Origin of the sequence: Micromonospora humidisoli (assembly GCF_016900955.1) — a bacterium.
GTDB classification, from domain to species: Bacteria; Actinomycetota; Actinomycetes; order Mycobacteriales; family Micromonosporaceae; genus Micromonospora; species Micromonospora wenchangensis.
On the sequence record NZ_JAFEUO010000008.1, the window covers coordinates 253894 to 275477 of the forward strand.

Genomic DNA, 21584 nt, shown 5'->3' on the forward strand with positions numbered 1-21584 from the left:
GCGCGACCGTTACAGGGAGACAGACAGCCGTGGCACCACCTCAGGGACAGATGCGCCCCGGGCGGCAGCTCGCCGTGCTCGGGTTCATCTTCGTCGTCCTCTATTCCTTGGTGTTCTTCTCGGGCGGCGCCAGCGGCGGCTGGAAGGACCGGCTGGAGCCACGGCTCGGCCTGGACCTGATCGGTGGCACCCGGTTGACGCTGGAGGCCACCAACAGCCTCGACGGCAGGCCCCCGACCTCGGCCAACCTGGAGGAGGCCCGGCAGATCATCGAGAGCCGGGTCAACGCCTACGGCGTGGCCGAGGCCGAGGTGGTCACCGAGGGCAACCGGAACATCGTCATCTCCCTGCCGGGTGAGAACCGCGACCTGACCGACGTCGGCAGCGCCGCGGAACTGCGCTTCCGCAAGGTGCTCAAGGCCGCCGACGGCAGCGGCGCGGTCGCCGCCCCGGCCCCGTCGGGCAGCGCGTCGCCGGCCCCGTCCGGTAGCGCCTCACCGACCCCGTCGGGCAGCGCGTCGCCGAAGGCCTCCGGCAGCGCGTCGCCGAAGGTGACCGGTTCGCCGAGCGCCGGTGGCCAGGGCGGCGGGGCCCCCGCGCCGAGCGCCAGCGCCACCCCGTCCGGGTCGGCCTCGCCGAGCGCCCCGGCCGCCTCGCCCAGCGCCAGCGAGGCTCCGGTGCCGCAGAGCATCGAGGAGCAGCGCAAGGCCGTCGAGAAGAAGGTCGGCGCAGCCGCCTGGGCCGCCGCGAGCGGGCTGCAGGCCCCGGCCGACCTGGCCACCAACCCGGCCCTGGCGGAGACGTTCAAGCCGTTCGGCGCGCTCTCCCCGCAGGAGGTCGCGGTACTGACCCCGCAGATGCAGTTCAACGTGCCGACCATCACCTGCGCCCAGCTCGACAAGCGGCCCCCCGCGTCGATCAAGGACGAGAAGCAGCAGGCGGTCGCCTGTGAGGGTGGCGCGGCGAAGTACCTGCTCGACCAGGCCAAGGTGGTCGGCACCGACGTCAAGGACGCCAACGCGGTCCTCGACCAGGCCAGCACCTGGGTGGTCAGCCTGAACTTCACCGGCGACGGCCAGTCCAAGTGGACCGAGCTGACCCGGGAGGCGTTCAACAACACCGGTGGTGCCTGCGACCAGACGGCCCTGGGCCAGGACGGCAAGTGCCGGGTGGCCGTGGTGCTGGACAACGAGATCGTCTCCTCGCCCGAGATCCAGGGCGTGCTGACCGGCGACTCGCAGATCACCGGCAGCTTCGACAACACCTCGGCCAACGCGTTGGCCAGCCAGCTGCGCTACGGCGCGCTGCCGGTCACCTTCGTGCCGCAGGAGCAGCAGAACGTCACCGCGACGCTGGGCGACAGCCACCTGCGGGCCGGCCTGCTGGCCGCGGGCATCGGCATGCTGCTGGTCATCATCTACTCGTTCTTCTACTACCGGCTGCTCGGCTCGGTCATCTTCCTGAGCCTGGTGCTCTCCGCGTTGCTGGTCTTCGGCGCGCTGGTGGTGCTCGGCCGGTCGATCGGCTTCACCCTCACCCTCGCCGGCATCGCCGGCATGATCGTCTCGCTCGGTGTGGCGGCGGACTCGTTCGTCATCTACTTCGAACGGCTCAAGGACGAGATCCGGGAGGGGCGCAGCCCGCGCAGCGCGGTGCCCCGGGCCTGGATCCGGGCCCGCCGGACGATCATCTCGGCCAACGCGATCACCCTGATGTCCGCCGTGGTCCTCTACATCGTCTCGGTCGGCACGGTGAAGGGCTTCGCCTTCGCCCTCGGCCTGGCGACCGTGCTCGACCTGGTGGTCGTCTTCCTCTTCCGGCACCCGATCATGACGATGTTCGCCCGCACCCCGGCGTTCCTGTCACCACGCGTCAGCGGCCTCGGTCGGGCGCTGCCACCCCGTTCGGCCGAGCCGGGCACCGCCCGCAACCCGCGCGTCAAGGAGGCCTGAGATGGCTAAGAGTGGTCTGGCGTCCCGGCTCTACCGGGGCGAGGCCGGTCTCAACATCGTCGGCCGGCGCAAGCTGTGGTTCACCGTCGCCGGGGTGCTGGTGCTGATCGCCGTGCTCAGCTTCGCGGTACGCGGCTTCAGCCTGGGCATCGAGTTCGCCGGTGGCAACTCGTTCCAGGTGCCGGCCAGCGTCGGCACCCTCGACCAGGCCGAGGACAAGGTCAACGAGGCGCTGGCGGCCGAGGGCGGCGGCGCCGAGGTGGTGACCGCGCAGAAGGTCGGCAGCACCAGCGGCGAGTACTACGAGCTGCGCACCTCGCAGCTCGACGCCGAGCAGGCCAACGCGGTCAAGGCCAAGATGGCCGACGAGTTCGGCATCAACGCCGACCAGATCAGCGGCAGCCAGGTCAGCGAGGCCTGGGGCAGCCAGGTGACCTCCCGGGCGCTGCTCGGCCTGGTCATCTTCGTCCTGGTGGTGGCGGCCTACCTGGTGCTGCGGTTCGAGTGGCGGATGGCGGTCGCCGCGATCATCTCGCTGTTCATGAACCTGATCCTCACCGCCGGCATCTACTCGCTGGTCGGCTTCGAGGTCACCCCGTCGACCATCATCGGATTCCTCACCATCCTGGGCTTCGCGCTCTACGACGTGGTGGTGGTCTTCGACAAGGTCCAGGAGAACACCCGGGGCATCACCGCCAACAACAACCAGACCTACGGCGAGGCGGCCAACCTGGCGCTCAACCAGAGCCTGATGCGGTCGCTGAACACCTCGGTGGTCGCCCTGCTCCCGGTCGGCGGTCTGCTCTTCATCGGTGCCGGCCTGCTCGGCGCGGGCACCCTGAAGGACCTCGGCCTGGTGCTGTTCGTCGGTATGGCGATGGCGTTCCTCACCTCGATCCTGCTCTCGACCCCGCTGCTGGTGCTGCTCAAGAACCAGGACCCGCGGATCGACGCGCACACCAAACGGGTGCTGGCCCGCCGGGGCGCCATCGCCCGGGGCGAGATCACCCCGCGCGGTGCGGCCCGGCAGGCCGCCGCCGAGGAGGCCACCGACGAGCCGATCGACCCGGAGGCGGCGGCCCTGGCCGGCAGCGCGCCGAAGGTCGGCGCACGTCCGGCGGCCAAGCGGTCGGCCGGCGCCCGGGGCGGCCGTCCCGCCGGGGGCGGCGGCAACCGGCCCGGTGGCGCGAAGCGGCGCTGACCGACGGGCGACCCGCCCCACGTCGAGTCGACGGCGTCCGCCATGCTGTGCGAGCAGCGTGACGGACGCCGTCGTCGTATCGAAGGAGAGCCGACCACCGTGACGGAGACCCACAGCACCGGTGTACGCGGAGACAGCGGCCCGCAGGTGGCCCGGCTGGTCGCCAGCCGGGTGCTGGACGTGCCGGACTTCCCCAAGCCCGGGGTCATGTTCAAGGACCTGATGCCGTTGTTCGCCGACGGCGACGTGTTCCGCGAGGTGATCGACGGGATCATCGACCACCATGGGCGGGACAACTTCGACATCGTGGTCGGCATCGAGGCCCGGGGCTTCGTGATCGCCGCCGCCATCGCGTACGCGACCGGGTTGGGGGTGGTGCCGGTGCGCAAGGCGGGCAAGTTGCCCCGGCCGGCGTACTCGGCCTCCTACGCCCTGGAGTACGGCGAGGCGACGCTGGAGGTGCACCAGGACGCCTTCACCGCCGGGCACCGGGTGCTGGTGGTCGACGACGTGCTGGCCACCGGCGGCACCGCCGAGGCGACCCTCGACCTGGTGGAGCGGGCCGGCGGCACGGTGGCCGGTTTCACCGTCCTGCTGGAGTTGGGCTTCCTGGGCGGGCGGGAGCGGCTCGCCGGGCGTCCGGTCCATGCCCTGCTGACCGTTTGATTCCTGGGTCGTCCCGCCGACCTGGGACGGACCGTCCGGCGGAGCGGCACGGCACCTACCGTACGGGTAGCATTGCCCATTGCTGACCGGACGGTCACCCGTCCGGGCGGTGGTCAGGTGTCGGCCTCGGGGCCGGCGGGCAGTGCCATCGGCCCGACGGCGGCCGGCGGGAACACGCCGGCGTGACGGCCGGTTCGGCAAGACAGGCGTCGGCCGTACGGCCGGCGTGGTCCCGGCGATCGGTGAGGAGGCCGGTGTCCCACGATGTCGTTCCTCCGGTGGAGGGCACGGTGCACCCGACAGGCGACGCTGACGGCGCGGTGACCGCTCGGAACAACGATCCGGCGGCCGGCCCGACGGGGGCCGGCGACGACGTCGGCGGTACGCCCGACGGCCTGGCGGTGGGGGCGTCGTTCGACGACGACCCGTCGCCGAGCGGTGGTTTCGCGCTCTCCAACGCCCCGACCGGCCGCCGGGTCCGGGCGCGGCTGGCCCGGTTCAACGCCCCGTGGCAGACCTCCCAGGTCAGCGAGGTGCTCGAACCGCTGATCGCCAGCCACCGGGAGAACCATCCGAAGGCCGACGCACGGCTGCTCCAGCGGGCCTTCGACACCGCCGCCCGCTGGCACTCAGGCCAGTACCGCAAATCCGGTGACCCGTACATCACCCATCCGCTGGCGGTGGCGACCATCCTGGGCAACCTGGGGATGGACACCACCACGCTGGTGGCGGCCCTGCTGCACGACACGATCGAGGACACCGAATACACCCTCGACCAGATGAAGGTCGACTTCGGCCCCGAGGTCACCCTGCTCGTCGACGGCGTGACGAAGCTGGACAAGGTCAAGCTGGGCGACGCGGCCAAGGCGGAGACGATCCGCAAGATGGTCGTGGCGATGGCGAAGGACCCCCGGGTCCTGGTGATCAAGCTGGCGGACCGGCTGCACAACATGCGCACGCTGTCCTTCCTGCCGGCCCCGAAGCGGGAGCAGAAGGCCAAGGAGACGCTGGAGATCCTGGCGCCGCTGGCCCACCGGCTCGGTATGAACACGATCAAGTGGGAGCTGGAGGACCTGGCCTTCGGCACCCTGTTCCCCAAGCGCTACGAGGAGATCCTCCGGCTGATCGGGGAGCACCAGCCGCAGCGGGAGTCGCTGCTCAAGCAGGTCACCCAGAAGGTCGGCACCGACCTGAAGGCCGCCAAGATCAAGGCGGAGACGACCGGCCGGCCGAAGCACCTCTACTCGATCTACCAGAAGATGATCGTGCGGGGGCGGGACTTCAACGACATCTACGACCTGGTGGGGGTGCGCATCCTGGTCGACACGGTGCGGGACTGCTACGCGGCGCTGGGGGTCATCCACGCCAACTGGCAGCCGGTGCCGGGCCGGTTCAAGGACTACATCGCGATGCCCAAGTTCAACATGTACCAGTCGTTGCACACGACGGTCATCGGGCCCACCGGCAAGCCGGTGGAGATGCAGATCCGCACCTACGCGATGCACCGGACCGCCGAGTTCGGCATCGCCGCGCACTGGAAGTACAAGGAGCACAAGGGCACCCAGATCGTCGGCCCGCCGGCGCACATCGACGAGATGACCTGGCTGCGGCAGTTGCTGGACTGGCAGCGGGAGGCGGCCGACCCGTCGGAGTTCCTCGACGCGTTGCGGTTCGACCTGTCCAGCCAGGAGGTGTACGTCTTCACCCCCAAGGGTGACGTCATCCCGCTGCCGACCGGGTCGACGCCCGTCGACTTCGCGTACGCGGTGCACACCGAGGTCGGACACAAGTGCATCGGGGCGCGGGTCAACGGCAAGCTGGTGCCGTTGGAGTCGACGCTGTCCAACGGTGACGTGATCGAGATCTTCACCTCGAAGTCCGACACGGCGGGCCCGACGCAGGACTGGCTGAGCTTCGTCAAGAGCCCCCGGGCGCGGACCAAGATCCGCCAGTACTTCAACAAGGAGCGCCGCGAGGAGGCGATCGAGGCCGGCAAGGACTCGATCGTCAAGGCGATGCGCAAGCAGGGCATGCCGTTGCAGCGGATGCTGACCTCCGACGCGTTGATGGCGATCGCCCGGGACCTGCACCTCGCCGACGTCGCCTCGCTCTACGCGGCGGTCGGCGACAGCCAGGTGTCGGCGCAGTCGGTGGTGCAGAAGCTGATGGCCGCGTACGGCGGCGAGGAGGGCGCGGCGGAGGACATCGCCGAGACCGCCGTCGCCACCCGTCCGCCGCACAGCCGGCAGAACAGCAGCGATCCCGGGGTCGTGGTGCGGGGCGTCAGCGACGTCTGGATCAAGCTGGCCCGGTGCTGCACGCCGGTGCCCCCGGACTCGGTCTTCGGGTTCGTCACCCGTTCCGGCGGGGTCAGCGTGCACCGCGACGACTGCGCCAACGCCGAGGATCTGCGGGCCCAGGTCGAGCGGGTGGTGGAGGTCAGCTGGAAGCTCACCTCCGCCTCGACGTTCCTGGTGGCCATCCAGGTGGAGGCCCTCGACCGGCACAAGCTGCTGGCCGACGTCACCCGGGTGCTCTCCGAGGAACGGGTCAACATCCTGTCGGCGACGGTCACCACCACCCGGGACCGGGTGGCGGTGAGCCGGTTCAGCTTCGAGATGGCCGACCCGAAGCACCTGGGGCACCTGCTGGCCGCCGTCCGCAAGGTCGACGGGGTGTTCGACGCCTACCGGGTCACCTCCGGCGCCTGACCGTCAGCCGCGTCCCACGGTCGCCTGACACGAGAAGCGCCCGCCGGCTCAGCCGGCGGGCGCTGGTCGTACGGTGCGGGTCAGCCCTCGATGTCGCTCATCGTCAGCTTGGTGATGGTGACCTCCTTCTTGGGGTGGCCGCCCCCCGCCTGCTGCGCGAACGCCTTGTCGTCACCGGCCGCCCCGACCTGCTTGACCAGGTCCATGCCGGAGGTGATGGTGCCCAGCACGGTGTAGTTCGGGTCGAGCTGCGAGTCGCCGTAGACGATGAAGAACTGGCTGCCGGTGCTGCCCGGCTGCCCCGAGTTGGCCATCGCGATGACGCCCTCCGGGTAGGGGGGACGCTTGTCGGTGGGCAGGTTCTCCTCAGCCATGCCGTAGCTCGGCCCGCCGGTGCCGTCGGTCTGCCGCCAGCCCTTGCCGGTCGCGCTCGGGTCGCCGCACTGGAGCACCTTGATGCCCTCGGTCACCAGCCGGTGGCACTTGGTGTTGTCGAAGAAGCCCTTGCTGGCCAGGTGGGTGAAGCTGCCGGCGGTGCAGGGCACCTTGGTCCGGTCGATCTTGGCGACGATCGGGCCCAGGTTGGTGTCGATCGTCATCGTCTGGGTGCCCTTGTTGGCCTGCTGGTTCGGCGGCAGCCCGACGTCCTTGACCTGTGCCGGCCGGCCCTCCTTGGGCGCCTCGGTGTAGGTGCACTGCGAGAAGCCCTCGGTGCCGGCGGCCTGCTGCGTGCTGTCGTCGTCGTCGCCACCGAGGCTGGTCGCCAACCAGACGGTGCCGGCGACCACGAGCACCAGGATCGCGGCGGCCCCGACGATCGCCTGCGTCTGCCGGCGCTTGCGGGCCTTGGCCGAACGCTCGGCCATCTCCCGCTCAAGTCGGGCCCGCGCCGCCGCGCGCTGCCGCTCTCTCGTGGACGTCACGGTCACTCCTCCTGGGCTGTCTCTGGCGCGGCGGGGCCGCAGGTACGGGTTGTGGGCCGGCTCAGCCGGCGCTCGGGCTGGCCGCCGGGGACGCGGCCGGGGAGCCGGTCGCCGGTGCCGGGGCGGCCTGTGCCTCGCCGACGGTGAGCTTGCGGATCACCACGTCGGTCTTCGGCTTGATCTTGGCGCCGGCCCCGTTGTCCACGGTCGGCAGGGCACCGATCTTCTCGACCACGTCGAGGCCGCCGGTGATCCGGCCGATGATCGGGTACGCGGGCTGGGCCGGGCTGGAGTCCTTGAAGAAGAGCAGGAACTGGCTGCCGTTGGCGCCCGGCGGGTTGCCGATCATCGCGACCGTGCCCTTGGGGTAGGTCGGCGGCTGCCCGGGGGCCGGGCTGGCCGAGGGGCTCGCCTCGGGCGCGGTCGGCACGTTCTCGTTGTAGAACGAGTAGGTGGGGCCGCCCAGGCCGGTGCCGCTCGGGTCGCCGCAGCGCAGCGCGCCCTCGGTGGTGATCTCGTGGCACTTGGTGTTGTCGTAGAACGACGCCCCGGCCAGGTGGGCGATGCTCGCCCCGGCGCAGGGGGCCCCGGCGAGATCCAGCTCGGCGGTGATCGGGCCGCCCTGGTCGGTGTCGATGGTCATCGTGCGTACCCCGGTGGTGGGCAGATCCTTGCTGGCCGGGGTGCCGACGTCCTTGAGGTTGGTGTTGGCGCTGGCGTCCTGCGGCGTCCAGAGGCAGACGTCCTCGGCGGCCTTCTGCTCGGGGTCGCTGTCGAAGGCGCCCAGCCCCCACGCCGCACCGGCCACGATCAGCACCAGCACCACCGCCGCACCGACCCCGGCCTGGATGCGTCGACGCCGACGGGCGGCGGCGGCCCGCCGGGCCAACTGCCGGTCGAGCTTCTCCCGTGCGAGCTTGCGCTGCCGGTCCCTGCTGGAAGCCACCCGTGCTCCCCTTCCTCTACCCTGGTCGTCACCGGCGGTCGGGTCGTTCGCACCCGCCGTGCCCGCAGGTGCGCCACGCCACACGCCCGCCAGAGTGTACGGGTACCTGCTGTGAAAGTGGTGTACGAGGGCCGGCCTGGGTTTATCAAAGTGCGTCACTGTGCCGTACGGGGCCCCTGGTACGGGTCGGCGCGGATACCGGATCGCGCCGGCGACTAGGCTGCCCAGGAGACGGACGACTCAGACGGAAGGGGAGCGGACGTGCTCGTGGCCGGCTTTCCCGCGGACGCCTTCGGCACCAACTGCTACGTGGTGGCGACCGCGCCGGGGGAGCAGTGCGTGGTGGTCGACCCCGGCATCGGGGTGCTCGACCGGCTCGACGCCGTGCTCGCCGAGCACCGCCTGCACCCGGCCGCCGTGCTGCTCACCCACGGCCACCTCGACCACACCTTCTCCGTCGCGCCGGTCTGTGGCGCACGCGGCATCCCCGCGTACGTGCACCCGGAGGACCGGGAGCTGCTGGCCGACCCGACCAAGGCGTTGTCGATGGACCTCACCGCGCTGTTCGGCGGCCGGCTGCCGTACACCGAGCCCGACGACGTCGCGGAGCTGACCGACGGGGCGACGCTGGCGCTGGCCGGCCTGGAGATCACCGTCGACCACGCGCCCGGCCATACCGGCGGGTCGGTGCTGTTCCGGTTGCCCGGCGCCGGCTCGCCCTGGGAGGCCGACCAGGTCTGCCTCTCCGGTGACGTGCTGTTCGCCGGCTCGATCGGCCGCACCGACCTGCCGGGCGGCAGCATGCCCCGGATGCTGACCAGCCTGCGGGAGAAGGTCCTCCCACTCGCCGACGACACCGTGGTGCTGCCCGGCCACGGCCCGGCGACCACCATCGGCCGGGAGCGGGTGCGTAACCCGTACCTCGCCGACCTGGCCGGCCCGGACGGTGCGCGCCCGGCCGCGCCCACCCGCGGCCTCTAGCCGTTCCTCCGCGCCGCGCGCGGACCTGTCGATCCCCCCGCGCCCGGCGCGGACCCGCAAGGAGTACGTCATGAGCAAGCCCACGCCCATCTCCGGCTTCCCGGAATGGACCACCTCGCAGCGGATGATCGAGCAGTACGTCCTCGACCGGATCCGGCACACCTTCGAGCTGTACGGGTTCGCCCCGCTGGAGACCCGGTCGGTGGAGCCGCTGGACCAGTTGCTGCGCAAGGGGGAGACCTCGAAGGAGGTCTACCTGCTGCGCCGGTTGCAGGCCGACGCGGACGGTCCGGCCGGTGACGACGCGCTCGGGCTGCACTTCGACCTGACCGTGCCGTTCGCCAGGTACGTCCTGGAGAACGCCGGCAAGCTCCAGTTCCCGTTCCGGCGCTACCAGATCCAGAAGGTGTGGCGGGGCGAGCGCCCGCAGGAGGGGCGCTACCGGGAGTTCCTCCAGGCCGACATCGACATCGTCGACCGGGACACCCTGCCGGCGCACTACGAGGCCGAGATGCCGCTGGTGATCGGGGACGCGCTGCGGTCGCTGCCCATCCCGCCGGTGCTGATCCAGGTGAACAACCGCAAGATCTGTGAGGGGTTCTACCGGGGCATCGGGCTGACCGACCCGGAGGCGGCGCTGCGCGCGGTCGACAAGCTCGACAAGATCGGCCCGGCGAAGGTGGCCGACCTACTGGCCGAGACGGCCGGGGCGAGCGCGGCGCAGGCCGACGCCTGCCTGGCGCTGGCCGGGATCTCCGCCCCGGACGCGTCGTTCGCCGAGGCGGTGCAGGCTCTCGGGGTGCGCGATCCGCTGCTCGACGAGGGCGTCGCCGAGTTGGTCGCGGTGGTGGAGACGGCCGCCGCGCACGCGCCGGGGCTGTGCGTCGCCGACCTGCGCATCGCCCGGGGCCTGGACTACTACACCGGCACCGTCTACGAGACCCAGCTGGTCGGCTACGAGCGGTTCGGCTCGATCTGCTCCGGCGGCCGGTACGACAACCTGGCCAGCGCCGGCGCCGTGTCGTACCCGGGGGTGGGGATCTCGATCGGGGTGACCCGGCTGCTCGGCCTGCTGTTCGGCGCGGAGGCGCTGTCGATCTCGCGCAGCGTGCCGACCTGCGTGCTGGTGGCCGTCGCGGCCGAGGAGGAGCGGGCGGCCAGCAACGCCGTGGCGGAGGCGCTGCGGTCGCGGGGCGTGCCGACGGAGGTGTCGCCGACCGCGGCGAAGTTCGGCAAGCAGATCCGGTACGCCGAGCGGCGCGGCATCCCGTACGTGTGGTTCCCGGGAGCCGAGGGTCACCAGGTGAAGGACATCCGTTCGGGCGAGCAGGTGGACGCGCTGGCGGACCGGTGGTCGCCGCCGCCTGCCGACCTGACGCCGGTGATCGGCTGAGCCCGGGTTACTGGCGCGTACGCCGACGGGGACCTACGGTGGCGTAAGTTACGCCACCGTAGGGAGGGCCCCTGTGACCGAGCTGAGCCAGACCGCGCTGCTCCACGAACTCGAACCCGTGGTCGCCAAGAACCTCGACCGGCACCTGTCGATGGCCAAGGAGTGGTTCCCGCACGAGTACGTGCCGTGGAGCGAGGGGCGCACCTTCGACGGCCCGCTCGGCGGCGAGGCGTGGTCGGAGGGGGACTCGACGCTGCCCGAGGTGGCCCGGACGGCGCTGATCGTCAACCTGCTCACCGAGGACAACCTGCCCTCGTACCATCACCAGATCGCCAGCCTGTTCGGGCCGGACGGGGCGTGGGGGACCTGGGTGGGCCGGTGGACGGCCGAGGAGGGCCGGCACGGCACCGCCATCCGGGACTACCTTACGGTGACCCGGGCGGTCGACCCGGTGGCCCTGGAACGGGCCCGGATGGTGCACATGACCGCCGGTTACAGCAACTCGCACGACTCGTCGATGCTGCGTTCGCTGGCGTACGTGTCGTTCCAGGAACTGGCCACCCGGATCTCGCACCGCAACACCGGCCGGATCACCGGTGACCCGGTCTGCGAGGCGCTGCTGAGCCGGGTCGCGGCCGACGAGAACCTGCACATGGTCTTCTACCGCAACCTGCTCGGGGCGGCCCTGGAGGTGGCCCCCGACCAGACGATGCGGGCGATCGCCGAGGTGCTGGAGGACTTCCAGATGCCCGGCGTCGGCATCGAGGGCTTCACCCGCAAGTCGGTGACGATCGCCCTGGCCGGGATCTACGACCTGCGTCAGCACCGCGACGACGTGGTCGCCCCGGTGCTGCGTCAGTGGGACGTGTTCAACGTCGCCGGCCTGGGTGCCGAGGGCGAGGCCGCCCGGGACCGGATCGCCGCCCACCTGGACGGCCTGGAGCAGGCCGCGTCCCGGTTCGAGGAGAAGCGCGACGCCCGGGCCGCCAAGCTGGCCGCCCGCGCCTGAACGTCCCGCCCGGGAACCGTCCGCTCCCGTACCTGTCCCCGGTGGGGTGGGCGGTCCCGGGCCGCGCGTCGCCGACGCGGAGCGCCGCTTTCGCTCCGGCCCTGTCCGCCGGTCACCGTGGGTGACGCAGGGCGGCCCTTCCGGCTTGGTGACTTAACGTAACTTGCCGGCCTTCCTTGGTGTCCCACCTCTCCGCGCTTTGCTCTGCTGCCCGCGCGGCACCACCGACCTGGCCTGTGGTCGACCGATGATCTTCGGTGGGGCCGGCCCCGGCTCCCGCTACCCCCCGTGACTGTCGCCGGCAGGGCGGCAGAGCAAGGGGGTGGCGTGTGGCGGCTCTGCGTGACGGGCTGGGGTGCCCTCTCCCGTCGGGTGCCGGGGCGGTCGAGGCGGTCGGGGTCGGTGGTCCCGGCGGGGGAGTCGTGTCGACCGCGGCCGACCGGGAGCCGGGTCCGGCGGTGGTCGGGCGGACGGGATCCTCGGCGGTCGGCTCGGCCGGGCCGGCGTGGGTCTGACATGGATGTGTCCACCGTGTTGCTTGACCGTCATAACCGCTGGTGGGGTGAATCCGGGCAAACTCATGTCTTGCTTACGATCTTAAATATGTGAATACTTCAGTCACTTGGCCGATTTCCCCAGGTCGGCCGGGTTGTCCCCGGGTGCGTCCCCGTGACGCCGCCCGTCACCCCCTTTCGGAGGTTGTTACATGCGACCCACGAGGTCCTCACTCCGTCACGCCGCCGCCGTCGCCATGGCCGGAACCCTGGTCACCGGCGCGCTCATGGGTGCCCCCGCCCAGGCGGCCCCCGCCTCGCCCGCATCCCCCGACGCCGCCGCCAGCCTGGCCGAGCGCCTCGGCGACCGGGCCGCCGGCACCTACGCCGACGCCAGCGGCAAGATGATCGTCGCCGTCACCGACTCCGCCGCCGCCAAGCAGGTCCGCGCCGCCGGTGCCACCGCGAAGCTGGTCACCCGGGGTGCCGCGCAGCTCCGTTCCGCCACCGCCGAACTGGAGCGGTCGGCCAAGATCCCCGGCACCGCGTGGTGGACCGACGCCGCCACCAACCAGGTCGTCGTGTCGGTCGACAGCACCGTCACCGGTGCCAAGCTGGAGCGGGTCAAGGCCGCCGCCGCGCGCACCGGTGGCACCGTGCGGATCGAGGCCGAGGCCGGCGTGCTCAGCACCAAGATCTCCGGTGGCCAGGCCATCTACACCGGCGGCGGCCGTTGCTCGCTCGGCTTCAACGTCCGCAACAGCGCCGGTCAGACCTTCTTCCTGACCGCCGGGCACTGCACCAACATCGGCTCGACCTGGTACTCGAACTCCGGCCAGACCAGCGTGCTCGGCACCCGTACCGGCACCAGCTTCCCGGGCAACGACTACGGCATCGTCCGGCACAGCAACGCCGCCAACGCGACCGGCAACGTCTACCTCTACAACGGCAGCTACCAGGACGTCACCGGCGCCGCCAACGCCTACGTCGGCCAGAGCGTGCAGCGCTCCGGCAGCACCACCGGCGTCAAGGGTGGCTCGGTGACGGCCACCAACGCCACGGTGAACTACGCCGAGGGCTCGGTCTCCGGCCTGATCCGGACCACCGTGTGCGCCGAGCCGGGCGACAGCGGCGGCTCGCTGTTCAGCGGCAGCAGCGCGATCGGCCTCACCTCCGGCGGCAGCGGCAACTGCACCCGCGGCGGCACCACCTACTTCCAGCCCGTCACCGAGCCGCTGAGCGTCTACGGCGTCAGCATCATCTGATCCACCTCCGGATCATCCGATCCACCTCCGTGAACGGGCCGTCGGGGACACCGGCGGCCCGTTCCGCGCGTCCGGTGGGCGGGGCCGGCCTTGCTCACCCCGCAACCGGGCGGACCGGGCGGCTGACACAATGCGGGGGAACAGCCGTACCGCAGATGAGGAGACGCAAGTCGTGATCCGTACCCATGACGCCGGCAGCCTGCGCGCGACGGACGCCGGCACCACGGTGACGCTCGCCGGGTGGGTGGCCCGCCGGCGCGACCACGGCGGTGTCATCTTCGTCGACCTGCGCGACGGCTCCGGCGTGGTCCAGGTGGTGTTCCGCGAGGAGGACGCGCACGCGCTGCGCAACGAGTTCTGCGTCAAGGTCACCGGCGAGGTGACCCGCCGCCCCGAGGGCAACGAGAACCCGGAGCTGCCCACCGGCGAGATCGAGGTGACCGCCAGCGCGCTGGAGGTGCTCTCCGAGGCCGCGCCGCTGCCGCTTCCGGTCGACGACCAGGTCGAGGCCGGCGACGACATCCGGCTGCGCTACCGCTACCTGGACCTGCGTCGCAGCGGCCCGGCGAAGGCGATGCGGTTGCGCTCGCGGGCCAACCAGCTCGCCCGCACCGTGCTGCACGAGCGGGACTTCCTGGAGATCGAGACCCCGACGCTGACCCGGTCCACCCCCGAGGGCGCCCGCGACTTCCTGGTCCCGGTCCGGCTCCAGCCCGGTAGCTGGTACGCGCTGCCGCAGTCGCCGCAGCTGTTCAAGCAGCTGCTGATGGTCGGCGGCATGGAGCGGTACTACCAGATCGCCCGCTGCTACCGCGACGAGGACTTCCGGGCCGACCGGCAGCCGGAGTTCACCCAGCTCGACATCGAGATGTCCTTCGTCACCGAGGACGACGTGATCGACCTCGGCGAGGCGATCGTCGCGGCGCTCTGGAAGGACCTGGCCGGCCACGAGATCTCCCGGCCGATCCCCCGGATCACCTGGCACGACGCCATGTCCCGGTACGGCTCCGACAAGCCCGACCTGCGCTACGGCCTGGAGTTGACCGAGCTGACCGACTACCTGCGCGGCACCGCCTTCCGGGTGTTCGCCGGGGCGATCGACGCGGGCGGCTACGTCGGCGCGGTGGTGATGCCGGGCGGTGCGGCGCAGACCCGCAAGGAACTGGACGGCTGGCAGGACTGGGCCAAGGCGCGCGGCGCGCGGGGCCTGGCGTACGTGGTGCTGGACGCCGAGACCGGCGAGGCACGCGGGCCGGTGGCCAAGAACCTCTCCGCCGAGCACCTGGGCGGGCTGGCCGACGCGGTCGGGGCCAAGCCGGGCGACGCGGTGTTCTTCGCCGCCAGCACGGACACCCGGGAGGCGCAGGAGCTGCTCGGCGCGGCCCGGATCGAGATCGCCAAGCGGGCCAAGCTGGTCGACGAGAGCGCCTGGGCGTTCTGCTGGGTGGTCGACGCGCCGATGTTCGAGCGCACGGACGACGGTGGCTGGACCGCCGTGCACCACCCGTTCACCTCACCGAACGCCGACTGGGTCGACCGGTTCGAGGAGGCCCCGGACCGGGCGCTGGCGTACGCGTACGACATCGTCTGCAACGGCAACGAGATCGGCGGCGGCTCGATCCGTATCCACCGGGGCGACGTACAGCAGCGGGTCTTCGACCTGCTCGGCATCACCCCCGCCGAGGCGCAGGACAAGTTCGGCTTCCTGCTGGAGGCGTTCAAGTACGGCGCCCCGCCGCACGGCGGCATCGCGTTCGGCTGGGACCGGGTCTGCATGCTGCTGGCCGGGGCCGACTCGATCCGCGAGGTGATCGCCTTCCCGAAGACCCGGGGCGGCTTCGACCCGCTGACCGGCGCCCCGACCCCGATCACCGGGCAGCAGCGCGCCGAGGCCGGCATCGACGCCAAGCCCAAGCCCGCCGCCGTGGCGTCCACCGGCACCGCCGGCCCGGCCGCCCCGGTCGCCGACCCGGTCTGACCCACCACCCGGAACCCGGCCCCACCCGGAGCCTGGCCCGGCCTACCCGGCATCGTTGATCAAGAGGTTTGCGTCATCATCGCTCGCCGAGGTGACGCAAACCTCTTGATCGTTACGGGAGAGTGGTGGGATGCGGATGCTGGTGGTGGGCGGGAGCGGGGGCGCGGCTGGTGCACCTGTCCAGCGACGCGCTGCACGGCGGACGTCCCGAACCGTACGGCGACGACGAGCCGCCCAGCCCGGTCCACGCCTACGGTGCGGCGAAGGCGGCGGCGGAGACCGCGGTCCGGGCGATCGACCCGTCCGCCGTGCTGGTGCGTACCTCGCTGATCGTGGGGGAGGGCAGCAAGCAGATCCAGCTCTGCCGGGACGCGCTCGCCGGGCGGGCCGTCCTGTTCACCGACGAGCTGCGCTGCCCGGTCGACGTGACCGACCTGGCCTGCGCCGTACTGGAGTTGGCCACGTCGTCGTATGCCGGGCCGCTCAACGTCGCCGGCCCCGACGCGGTCAGCCGGGCGGAACTGGGGTTGCTGGTGGCCCGGCGGGAGGGGCTCGACCCGGGTGGGATGACCACCGCCACCGGGCGGTCGTCGGGGTTGGTCCGCCCGGCGCAGGTACGCCTGGACTCCTCCCGCGCGGCCGGTCTGCTCCGGACCCGACTGCGCGGAGTCGTGGAACTCCTCACCGGCTGACCCCGTCCTGCCTACCGGTCCCGGGGTGGTGCTACACAGTTTCTGTGCACAACTCTTGTGCATAGAAACTGTGCACAGGTACTGTGCGGTCATGGCGAACGACGGACCCACCCCCCGACCCGTGCCGCGCGAGGTGCGGATCGACAAGCGGCAGGTACGGGTGCTGGCGCACCCGCTGCGGATGCGGCTGCTCGGCGCACTGCGGGTGCAGGGGCCCGCCACCGCCACCACCCTGGCGGAACTGCTCGGCACCAACACCGGCGCCACCAGCTACCACCTGCGGCAGCTCGCCGAGGTCGGGCTGGTCACCGAGGACCCCGACCGGGGGACCGGCCGGCAGCGCTGGTGGCAGGCGGCCCACGAGATCACCAACTGGGAACCGACCGACTTCGACGACGACCCCGACGCGCGGGCCGCGATCGAGTGGATCCAGGGTGACCAGGTGCGCCTGCTCGTCGAGCACGCCGAACGCTGGTTCGCCACCCAGCACGAGGCGACCCCTGCATGGCGGGACGCGATCGGCATGAGCGACATCTTCCTGACCGTCGCACCGGACCGGCTCGCGGCGCTCACCGCGGAGGTGTGGCAGGTGCTGGAGCGGTACCACCGCGAGGCGGAACACGCGCCCGCCGATCCGCAGGCCCGCCCGGTGCAGGTGTTCCTGGCCGCCTACCCGCTGCTGGACGGGCCCCGATGAGCGCGCTCACCGTACGCCAGGTTCGGTTCCGCTACCTGACCCTCTACGGCCTGCGGTGGCTGCCCACCGGCCTGACCCTCCCGGTGACGATCCTGCTGATGCAGGAACGCGGCCTGACGCTGTCCCAGATCGGCCTGGTCTCCACCGCCCAGGGCCTGGTCGTGCTGGCGCTGGAACTGCCCACCGGTGGTCTGGCCGACGCGCTCGGCAGCCGGGTGGTCCTGGTCACCGCCTGGGCAGTGAGCCTGCTGTCGCTCGGGCTGTTCGCGGTGGCCGACTCGTTCGCACTGTTCTTCCTGGTCTGGGCCCTGCAGGGGGTCTACCGGGCGCTCGACAGCGGCCCGCTCGACTCCTGGTATGTCGAGTCCACACTGGCCGCGGACCGCGACGCCGACTACGAGCCCGGCCTCGGCTTCGCCGGCACCGTCGCGGGCCTTACCATCGCCGCCGGTGCGCTGCTCAGCGGCGGCCTCATCGCACTCGGTCCGGTCGGGCCGGTGAGCGCGTTGACCGTACCGGTGCTGGTCGCCGCCGCCCTCCAGGCCGTCGCCCTGGTCGTCCTGCTGGTCCTGCTGGTCGAGACCGGCCCTGCCCGGGGTGGCCGCGCGCTGCGTGCCTCGGTCGTGGCGGCGCCCCGGATGGTCGGTCAGGCGGTCGGCCTGCTGCGCCGCTCCCGGGTGCTGCTGGCGCTGGTGTCGGTGGAGTTGTTCTGGGGCTTCGGCATGGTCACCTTCGAGTCGCTGCTGCCGATCCGGCTCGCCGACGTGGTCGGCGACCCCGAGCGGGCGGCGGCGCTGCTCGGCCCGGCCAACTCGGCGGCCTGGCTGGTCTCGGCGGCCGGCGCGGCGGCCACCCCGCTGCTGCTGCGCTGGCTCGGTGCCGCGCCCGCCGCCGGGCTGCTGCGGATCCTGCAGGGCGTCACCGTGCTCGGCATGGGGCTGCTCGCCGGCCCGGCCGGGGTGCTGGTCGCCTACCTGGCCTGCTACGCCGTGCACGGCGCGTCCAACCCGCTGCACCTCGGGCTGCTGCACCGACAGGTCGACGGGCCCTACCGGACCAGCGTCATCTCGCTCAACTCGATGATGGGGCAACCGGGGTTCGCCCTCGGCGCGGTGCTGCTCACCGCCCTGGCCGACCGTTCCGGGGTCGGCCCGGCGATGGTGGTCGGCGCGGTCGCGCTGGCGGTGGCCGCCCCGCTCTACCTGCCCGCCTGGTGGGCCGGTCGCCGGGCCGCCCCGGCCACGCCCGCCGGACCCGGGCCGGCGACCGGTCCGGCCGGACCCGGGGCTGAACCGGCCGGGGCCGCAGCCGGGACCGGCCCAGCCGGGGGCGTCCCGCCGGGCGGCGCGGCGGCCTCAGCCGAGCCACACCGAGCTGCGCCGTAGCGTGCCGGTGAAGCCGAGTCGACGGTAGAGCCGCAGCGCGGCCAGGTTGTCCGCGTAGACGCCGAGCGCGACGTGGTCGTACCGGGTGAGCAGGGCCCGGGTCATCCCGGCGGTCAGCGCCGTGCCCAGCCCGCGCCCCCGCCGGTCGCGGGCGACGGTGAGTCCGGCGAGGAAGCCGACGTCGCCGCGACTGCGGTCGGCACCGCAGGCGACCAGGCGGTCGGCGTCCCAGATGCCGTACCAGCCGGCGACCGTCGGGTCCTGCGGGCGCGACGACGACGTGGGGAAGGCGTCGTCGATCAGCGCCGCCAGCGCCGGGTGGTCGGCCCGACCGAGGCGGACCACCCGCTCCTGTCCGGGTTGCCGGGGTGGGGCGGCGGTGGTCCAGAGGAAGTCCCAGTCGTCGACCCGGGTCGCCGCGAACCGGTCGACCAGCAGCTCCCGGTCGGCCCGGGGCAGCTGCAGGTACTGTCCCGGGTCGACGGCCCCGTCGGCGACCAGCGCCGCGACCAGCTCCACCGCCGCGTCGACCGGGCCGAGGACGCCGCCGGCCCGGTCGGTCCCCGCCGCCGGCAGCAGCCAGGCCACCGCACCGTCGCGGGCCCAGGCGCGGGGCGCGTCGTCGAGCCGCACCGCGTGCCGGACGAACGGGTGGTGGTCGGTGGCGGCGAGGACAGCCGGCCGGCCGGCGAGTTCCCGGTCGGTGTCGATCATGCGACCAGCCTAGAACCCGGCCGGGTGGGACACCCCGCCGACGCCGATCTCCACCATGGAGATTGACGAGTCGACCGTTTGGGTACATCCGGGCCGACCTACTGGGACCCCCTACCGGAGGACATAACCATGCTCGCCATCCTCGCGGCCGTCGTCTTCGGCTTTGCGCTGCTGCTGGATCTGCTCAACACCAACTTCGGCGCTCCCGACCTGTTCAACTGGAACACCCTGGTCCTGATCGGCCTGCTGCTGCTCTCGCTCTACCTGGCCGGCGTCGGCAGCGGCCCGCGCGGCGGTGGCGGCGGCCGGTGGTACCGGGGCCGTCGGCCGGGCCGCGGCTGACCGCAACGGATCAGAACGGGCGCGGTCCACGGCGCGATTCCGGCGTCGTGGGCCGCGCCCGGTACTGTCTTCCTGATGGATTCCGACGCCCTGTTCTCCCTCGGTGCACCCGCCGCGGCGCCCAGCGCCCCCGCGGGCTCCGTCGGCGTCGACGACTTCGCCTCGGTCGGGCAGGACGCCCCGCTGCCGGTGCGGATGCGACCCGCGAGCATCGACGAGTTGGTGGGGCAGGAACACCTCCTCGCGCCCGGGGCGCCGCTGCGGCAGCTCGTCGGCGGTGGCGCGGCGCTGTCGGTCATCCTCTGGGGCCCGCCGGGCAGCGGCAAGACCACCATCGCCCACCTGGTGGCCCGGGCCACCGACCGCCGGTTCGTGGCCATGTCGGCGCTGACCGCCGGGGTCAAGGACGTCCGGGCGGTCATCGAGACCGCCCGCCGCCAGCGCCGTTCCGGTGGCCCGCAGACCGTGCTCTTCATCGACGAGGTGCACCGGTTCAGCAAGACCCAGCAGGATTCGCTGCTCGCCGCGGTCGAGGACCGCACGGTCACCCTGCTCGCGGCGACCACCGAGAACCCGTACTTCTCGGTCATTTCGCCGTTGCTGTCCCGGTGCGTGCTACTCACCCTCCAGCCGCTCGACGACGACGCCGTGCGCGCGCTGCTGCGCCGCGCGGTGACCGACCCGCGCGGCCTCGCCGGCACGCTCACCCTGGCCACCGACGCCGAGGACCACCTGGTACGCCTCGCCGGCGGCGACGTCCGCAAGGCACTGACCGCGCTGGAGGCGGCGGCGGCCTCGGCGACCGCGCTCGGCGTCGACCGGATCGACCTGGCCACCACCGAACAGGCGGTGGACGTGGCGGCCGTGCGCTACGACCGCGACGGCGACGCCCACTACGACGTGACCAGCGCGTTCATCAAGAGCATGCGCGGCTCGGACGTCGACGCCGCGCTGCACTGGCTGGCCCGGATGCTGGTCGCCGGGGAGGACGCCCGGTTCGTCGCCCGCCGCATGGTCATCTTCGCCAGCGAGGACGTCGGCATGGCCGACCCGTCCGCGCTGAGCGTGGCGACCGCCGCCGCGCACGCGGTGGAGTACGTCGGTCTGCCCGAGGCCCAGCTCAACCTGGCCCAGGCGGTGATCCATCTGGCGACCGCGCCGAAGTCCAACTCGGCGACCACCGCCCTGGGGGCGGCGATGGCCGACGTGCGGGCCGGTCGGGGCGGCGCGGTGCCGCGCGGGCTGCGCGACGCGCACTACGCCGGCGCCCGGGGGCTCGGGCACGGCACGGGTTACCGCTACCCGCACGACGACCAGCGCGGGGTGGTCACCCAGCAGTACGCTCCCGACGACCTCGTCGGGACCGACTACTACCGGCCCAGCGGGCACGGGGCCGAGCGGTCGGTGGCCGCCCGGCTGCCCCTGCTGCGCCGGATCGTCCGGGGGCTGTCCGCCCCGGCGACGCGCCCCGACGGTCCGGTGCCGGTGGTCAACGGCCGGCACCCGTCGGGTACGGGGCACGCCGGTGGGGCGGATGAGGACGGCGGCGACGCCGCCGGGGAGGTTCGGCAGTGACATCGCGAGGTGGGGAGCAACCGCAGGACGGTCCCGACGAGCGGCGTGAACCCCGCGCCAAGGGACGTCGGTGGGGCCGGGGGCGGGGCGGCGACGAGACCCCGCCCGAGCCGGTCGGCGAGGATTTCGGCTGGATCGACGACCTGCGTACGGCCAAGCAGCAGCGCACCGAACTCGGCCCGGATGGCGGCCCGGTTCCGCCCGTGCGGCCCCCGGCCGTGCCACCTGCCGGCCGGGGCGCGGTCGCGCCGCAGTCCGGGCCGGTCGCGCCGCGCGTCGGTCAGCCGGTGCACCGCCCCGAACCGGCCGGTCCCCGCCCCGCGCAGCCGGATCCCCGACCGCACCCGACGCCTGCCGGGACCGGCCCGGAGCCGGCACCGCCGGCCGTCCGGCCGCAGTCCGGGCCACCGGCCGCCCCGCTCCCCGGTCAACCGGGTCCGCGCCCCGGGCCGGCGGCCCCGGGTGTCGCCCGCCCGCCGCAGCCCGGTGGCCCGGTCGAGCCGCCGCCGGCCGGGATGACCCGGCCGGGTCCGGTGCCGGCCGGTGCCGATCCGGCCCGGCCCGGCCGGTCGACGCCCCACCCCGACGGGCCGCCACCCGCCGCCGGTCCGGCCGCCCCGCCGGTCCGTGGGCCGGGCTGGCCCGCGCCACCCGAGCAGC

16 protein-coding genes and 1 pseudogene are annotated in these 21584 nt (G+C 72.7%); 14 read left to right on the forward strand and 3 right to left on the reverse strand.

Annotated features, from left to right (window positions below):
• Nucleotides 1-29 precede the first annotated feature (29 nt).
• The 4 genes and pseudogenes from secD to JQN84_RS26950 all read left to right on the forward strand — a co-directional run.
• On the forward strand, nt 30-1952 hold the full coding sequence (gene secD / locus JQN84_RS26935; RefSeq protein WP_204961355.1) for a protein translocase subunit SecD: 1923 nt from the start codon (nt 30-32) through the stop codon (nt 1950-1952).
• A gap of 1 nt (nt 1953) precedes the next feature.
• Nucleotides 1954-3153 carry a protein translocase subunit SecF gene (secF, locus tag JQN84_RS26940; RefSeq protein WP_204961356.1) on the forward strand — a complete coding sequence of 400 codons (1200 nt, stop codon included), beginning with the start codon at nt 1954-1956 and terminating at the stop codon, nt 3151-3153.
• Nucleotides 3154-3252: 99 nt separating this feature from the next.
• Complete coding sequence (locus tag JQN84_RS26945; protein WP_204961357.1) at nt 3253-3819, forward strand: adenine phosphoribosyltransferase; 567 nt, start codon at nt 3253-3255, stop codon at nt 3817-3819.
• 431 nt (nt 3820-4250) lie between these two features.
• Nucleotides 4251-6530: pseudogene (locus JQN84_RS26950) on the forward strand (RelA/SpoT family protein); the annotation flags it as partial.
• A gap of 80 nt (nt 6531-6610) precedes the next feature.
• Here the strand turns inward: JQN84_RS26950 and JQN84_RS26955 are convergent.
• Nucleotides 6611-7453 carry a peptidylprolyl isomerase gene (locus tag JQN84_RS26955; RefSeq protein WP_204961358.1) on the reverse strand — a complete coding sequence of 281 codons (843 nt, stop codon included), beginning with the start codon at nt 7451-7453 and terminating at the stop codon, nt 6611-6613.
• A gap of 61 nt (nt 7454-7514) precedes the next feature.
• On the reverse strand, nt 7515-8399 hold the full coding sequence (locus JQN84_RS26960) for a peptidylprolyl isomerase (protein WP_204961359.1): 885 nt from the start codon (nt 8397-8399) through the stop codon (nt 7515-7517).
• A gap of 261 nt (nt 8400-8660) precedes the next feature.
• Here JQN84_RS26960 and JQN84_RS26965 point away from each other — a divergent pair, with 261 nt between their 5' ends.
• From JQN84_RS26965 to JQN84_RS27000, 8 genes are all read left to right on the forward strand, one after another.
• Complete coding sequence (locus tag JQN84_RS26965; RefSeq protein WP_204927618.1) at nt 8661-9380, forward strand: MBL fold metallo-hydrolase; 720 nt, start codon at nt 8661-8663, stop codon at nt 9378-9380.
• Nucleotides 9381-9450: 70 nt separating this feature from the next.
• The gene (gene hisS, locus JQN84_RS26970) at nt 9451-10773 is read left to right on the forward strand and encodes a histidine--tRNA ligase (protein ID WP_204961360.1); all 1323 of its coding nucleotides are present in this window, start codon (nt 9451-9453) and stop codon (nt 10771-10773) included.
• Nucleotides 10774-10846: 73 nt separating this feature from the next.
• Nucleotides 10847-11782, forward strand: a complete 936-nt coding sequence (locus JQN84_RS26975; protein ID WP_204961361.1) for an acyl-ACP desaturase — start codon at nt 10847-10849, stop codon at nt 11780-11782.
• 706 nt (nt 11783-12488) lie between these two features.
• Nucleotides 12489-13541, forward strand: a complete 1053-nt coding sequence (locus tag JQN84_RS26980; RefSeq protein ID WP_204961362.1) for a S1 family peptidase — start codon at nt 12489-12491, stop codon at nt 13539-13541.
• Between the two features lie 172 nt (nt 13542-13713).
• Nucleotides 13714-15519, forward strand: a complete 1806-nt coding sequence (gene aspS / locus JQN84_RS26985) for an aspartate--tRNA ligase (RefSeq protein ID WP_204961363.1) — start codon at nt 13714-13716, stop codon at nt 15517-15519.
• A 125-nt stretch (nt 15520-15644) separates the two neighbouring features.
• On the forward strand, nt 15645-16211 hold the full coding sequence (locus tag JQN84_RS26990) for a sugar nucleotide-binding protein (RefSeq protein ID WP_372446019.1): 567 nt from the start codon (nt 15645-15647) through the stop codon (nt 16209-16211).
• Nucleotides 16212-16302: 91 nt separating this feature from the next.
• Nucleotides 16303-16908: an ArsR/SmtB family transcription factor gene (locus tag JQN84_RS26995; RefSeq protein WP_204961365.1), complete on the forward strand. Its 606-nt coding sequence runs from the start codon at nt 16303-16305 to the stop codon at nt 16906-16908.
• Nucleotides 16905-18293 carry an MFS transporter gene (locus JQN84_RS27000; RefSeq protein ID WP_204961366.1) on the forward strand — a complete coding sequence of 463 codons (1389 nt, stop codon included), beginning with the start codon at nt 16905-16907 and terminating at the stop codon, nt 18291-18293. Before JQN84_RS26995 ends, JQN84_RS27000 begins: the two co-directional genes overlap by 4 nt.
• On the opposite strand, the gene JQN84_RS27005 is transcribed toward JQN84_RS27000, so the two are convergent.
• Nucleotides 18264-19007 (reverse strand): GNAT family N-acetyltransferase, encoded by a 744-nt coding sequence (locus tag JQN84_RS27005; protein WP_204961367.1) that lies wholly within the window; start codon nt 19005-19007, stop codon nt 18264-18266. The two genes, JQN84_RS27000 and JQN84_RS27005, sit on opposite strands and share 30 nt — an antisense overlap.
• Nucleotides 19008-19136: 129 nt before the next feature.
• On the opposite strand from JQN84_RS27005, the gene JQN84_RS27010 reads away from it, so the two are divergent.
• Both JQN84_RS27010 and JQN84_RS27015 read left to right on the forward strand, forming a co-directional pair.
• Nucleotides 19137-19349: a hypothetical protein gene (locus JQN84_RS27010; protein ID WP_067307861.1), complete on the forward strand. Its 213-nt coding sequence runs from the start codon at nt 19137-19139 to the stop codon at nt 19347-19349.
• Nucleotides 19350-19424: 75 nt separating this feature from the next.
• The gene (locus JQN84_RS27015) at nt 19425-20924 is read left to right on the forward strand and encodes a replication-associated recombination protein A (protein WP_204927609.1); all 1500 of its coding nucleotides are present in this window, start codon (nt 19425-19427) and stop codon (nt 20922-20924) included.
• Nucleotides 20925-21584 lie beyond the last annotated feature (660 nt).

Excerpts from the sequence above, each read along its gene's own strand:
- JQN84_RS26995 (WP_204961365.1), top strand. The coding sequence starts at position 16,303 with ATGGCGAACGACGGACCCACCCCCCGACCCGTGCCGCGCGAGGTGCGG.
- JQN84_RS27005 (WP_204961367.1), bottom strand. The coding sequence starts at position 19,007 with ATGATCGACACCGACCGGGAACTCGCCGGCCGGCCGGCTGTCCTCGCC.
- JQN84_RS26980 (WP_204961362.1), top strand. The coding sequence starts at position 12,489 with ATGCGACCCACGAGGTCCTCACTCCGTCACGCCGCCGCCGTCGCCATG.
- secF (WP_204961356.1), top strand. The coding sequence starts at position 1,954 with ATGGCTAAGAGTGGTCTGGCGTCCCGGCTCTACCGGGGCGAGGCCGGT.
- JQN84_RS27015 (WP_204927609.1), top strand. The coding sequence starts at position 19,425 with ATGGATTCCGACGCCCTGTTCTCCCTCGGTGCACCCGCCGCGGCGCCC.
- hisS (WP_204961360.1), top strand. The coding sequence starts at position 9,451 with ATGAGCAAGCCCACGCCCATCTCCGGCTTCCCGGAATGGACCACCTCG.
- JQN84_RS27000 (WP_204961366.1), top strand. The coding sequence starts at position 16,905 with ATGAGCGCGCTCACCGTACGCCAGGTTCGGTTCCGCTACCTGACCCTC.
- JQN84_RS27010 (WP_067307861.1), top strand. The coding sequence starts at position 19,137 with ATGCTCGCCATCCTCGCGGCCGTCGTCTTCGGCTTTGCGCTGCTGCTG.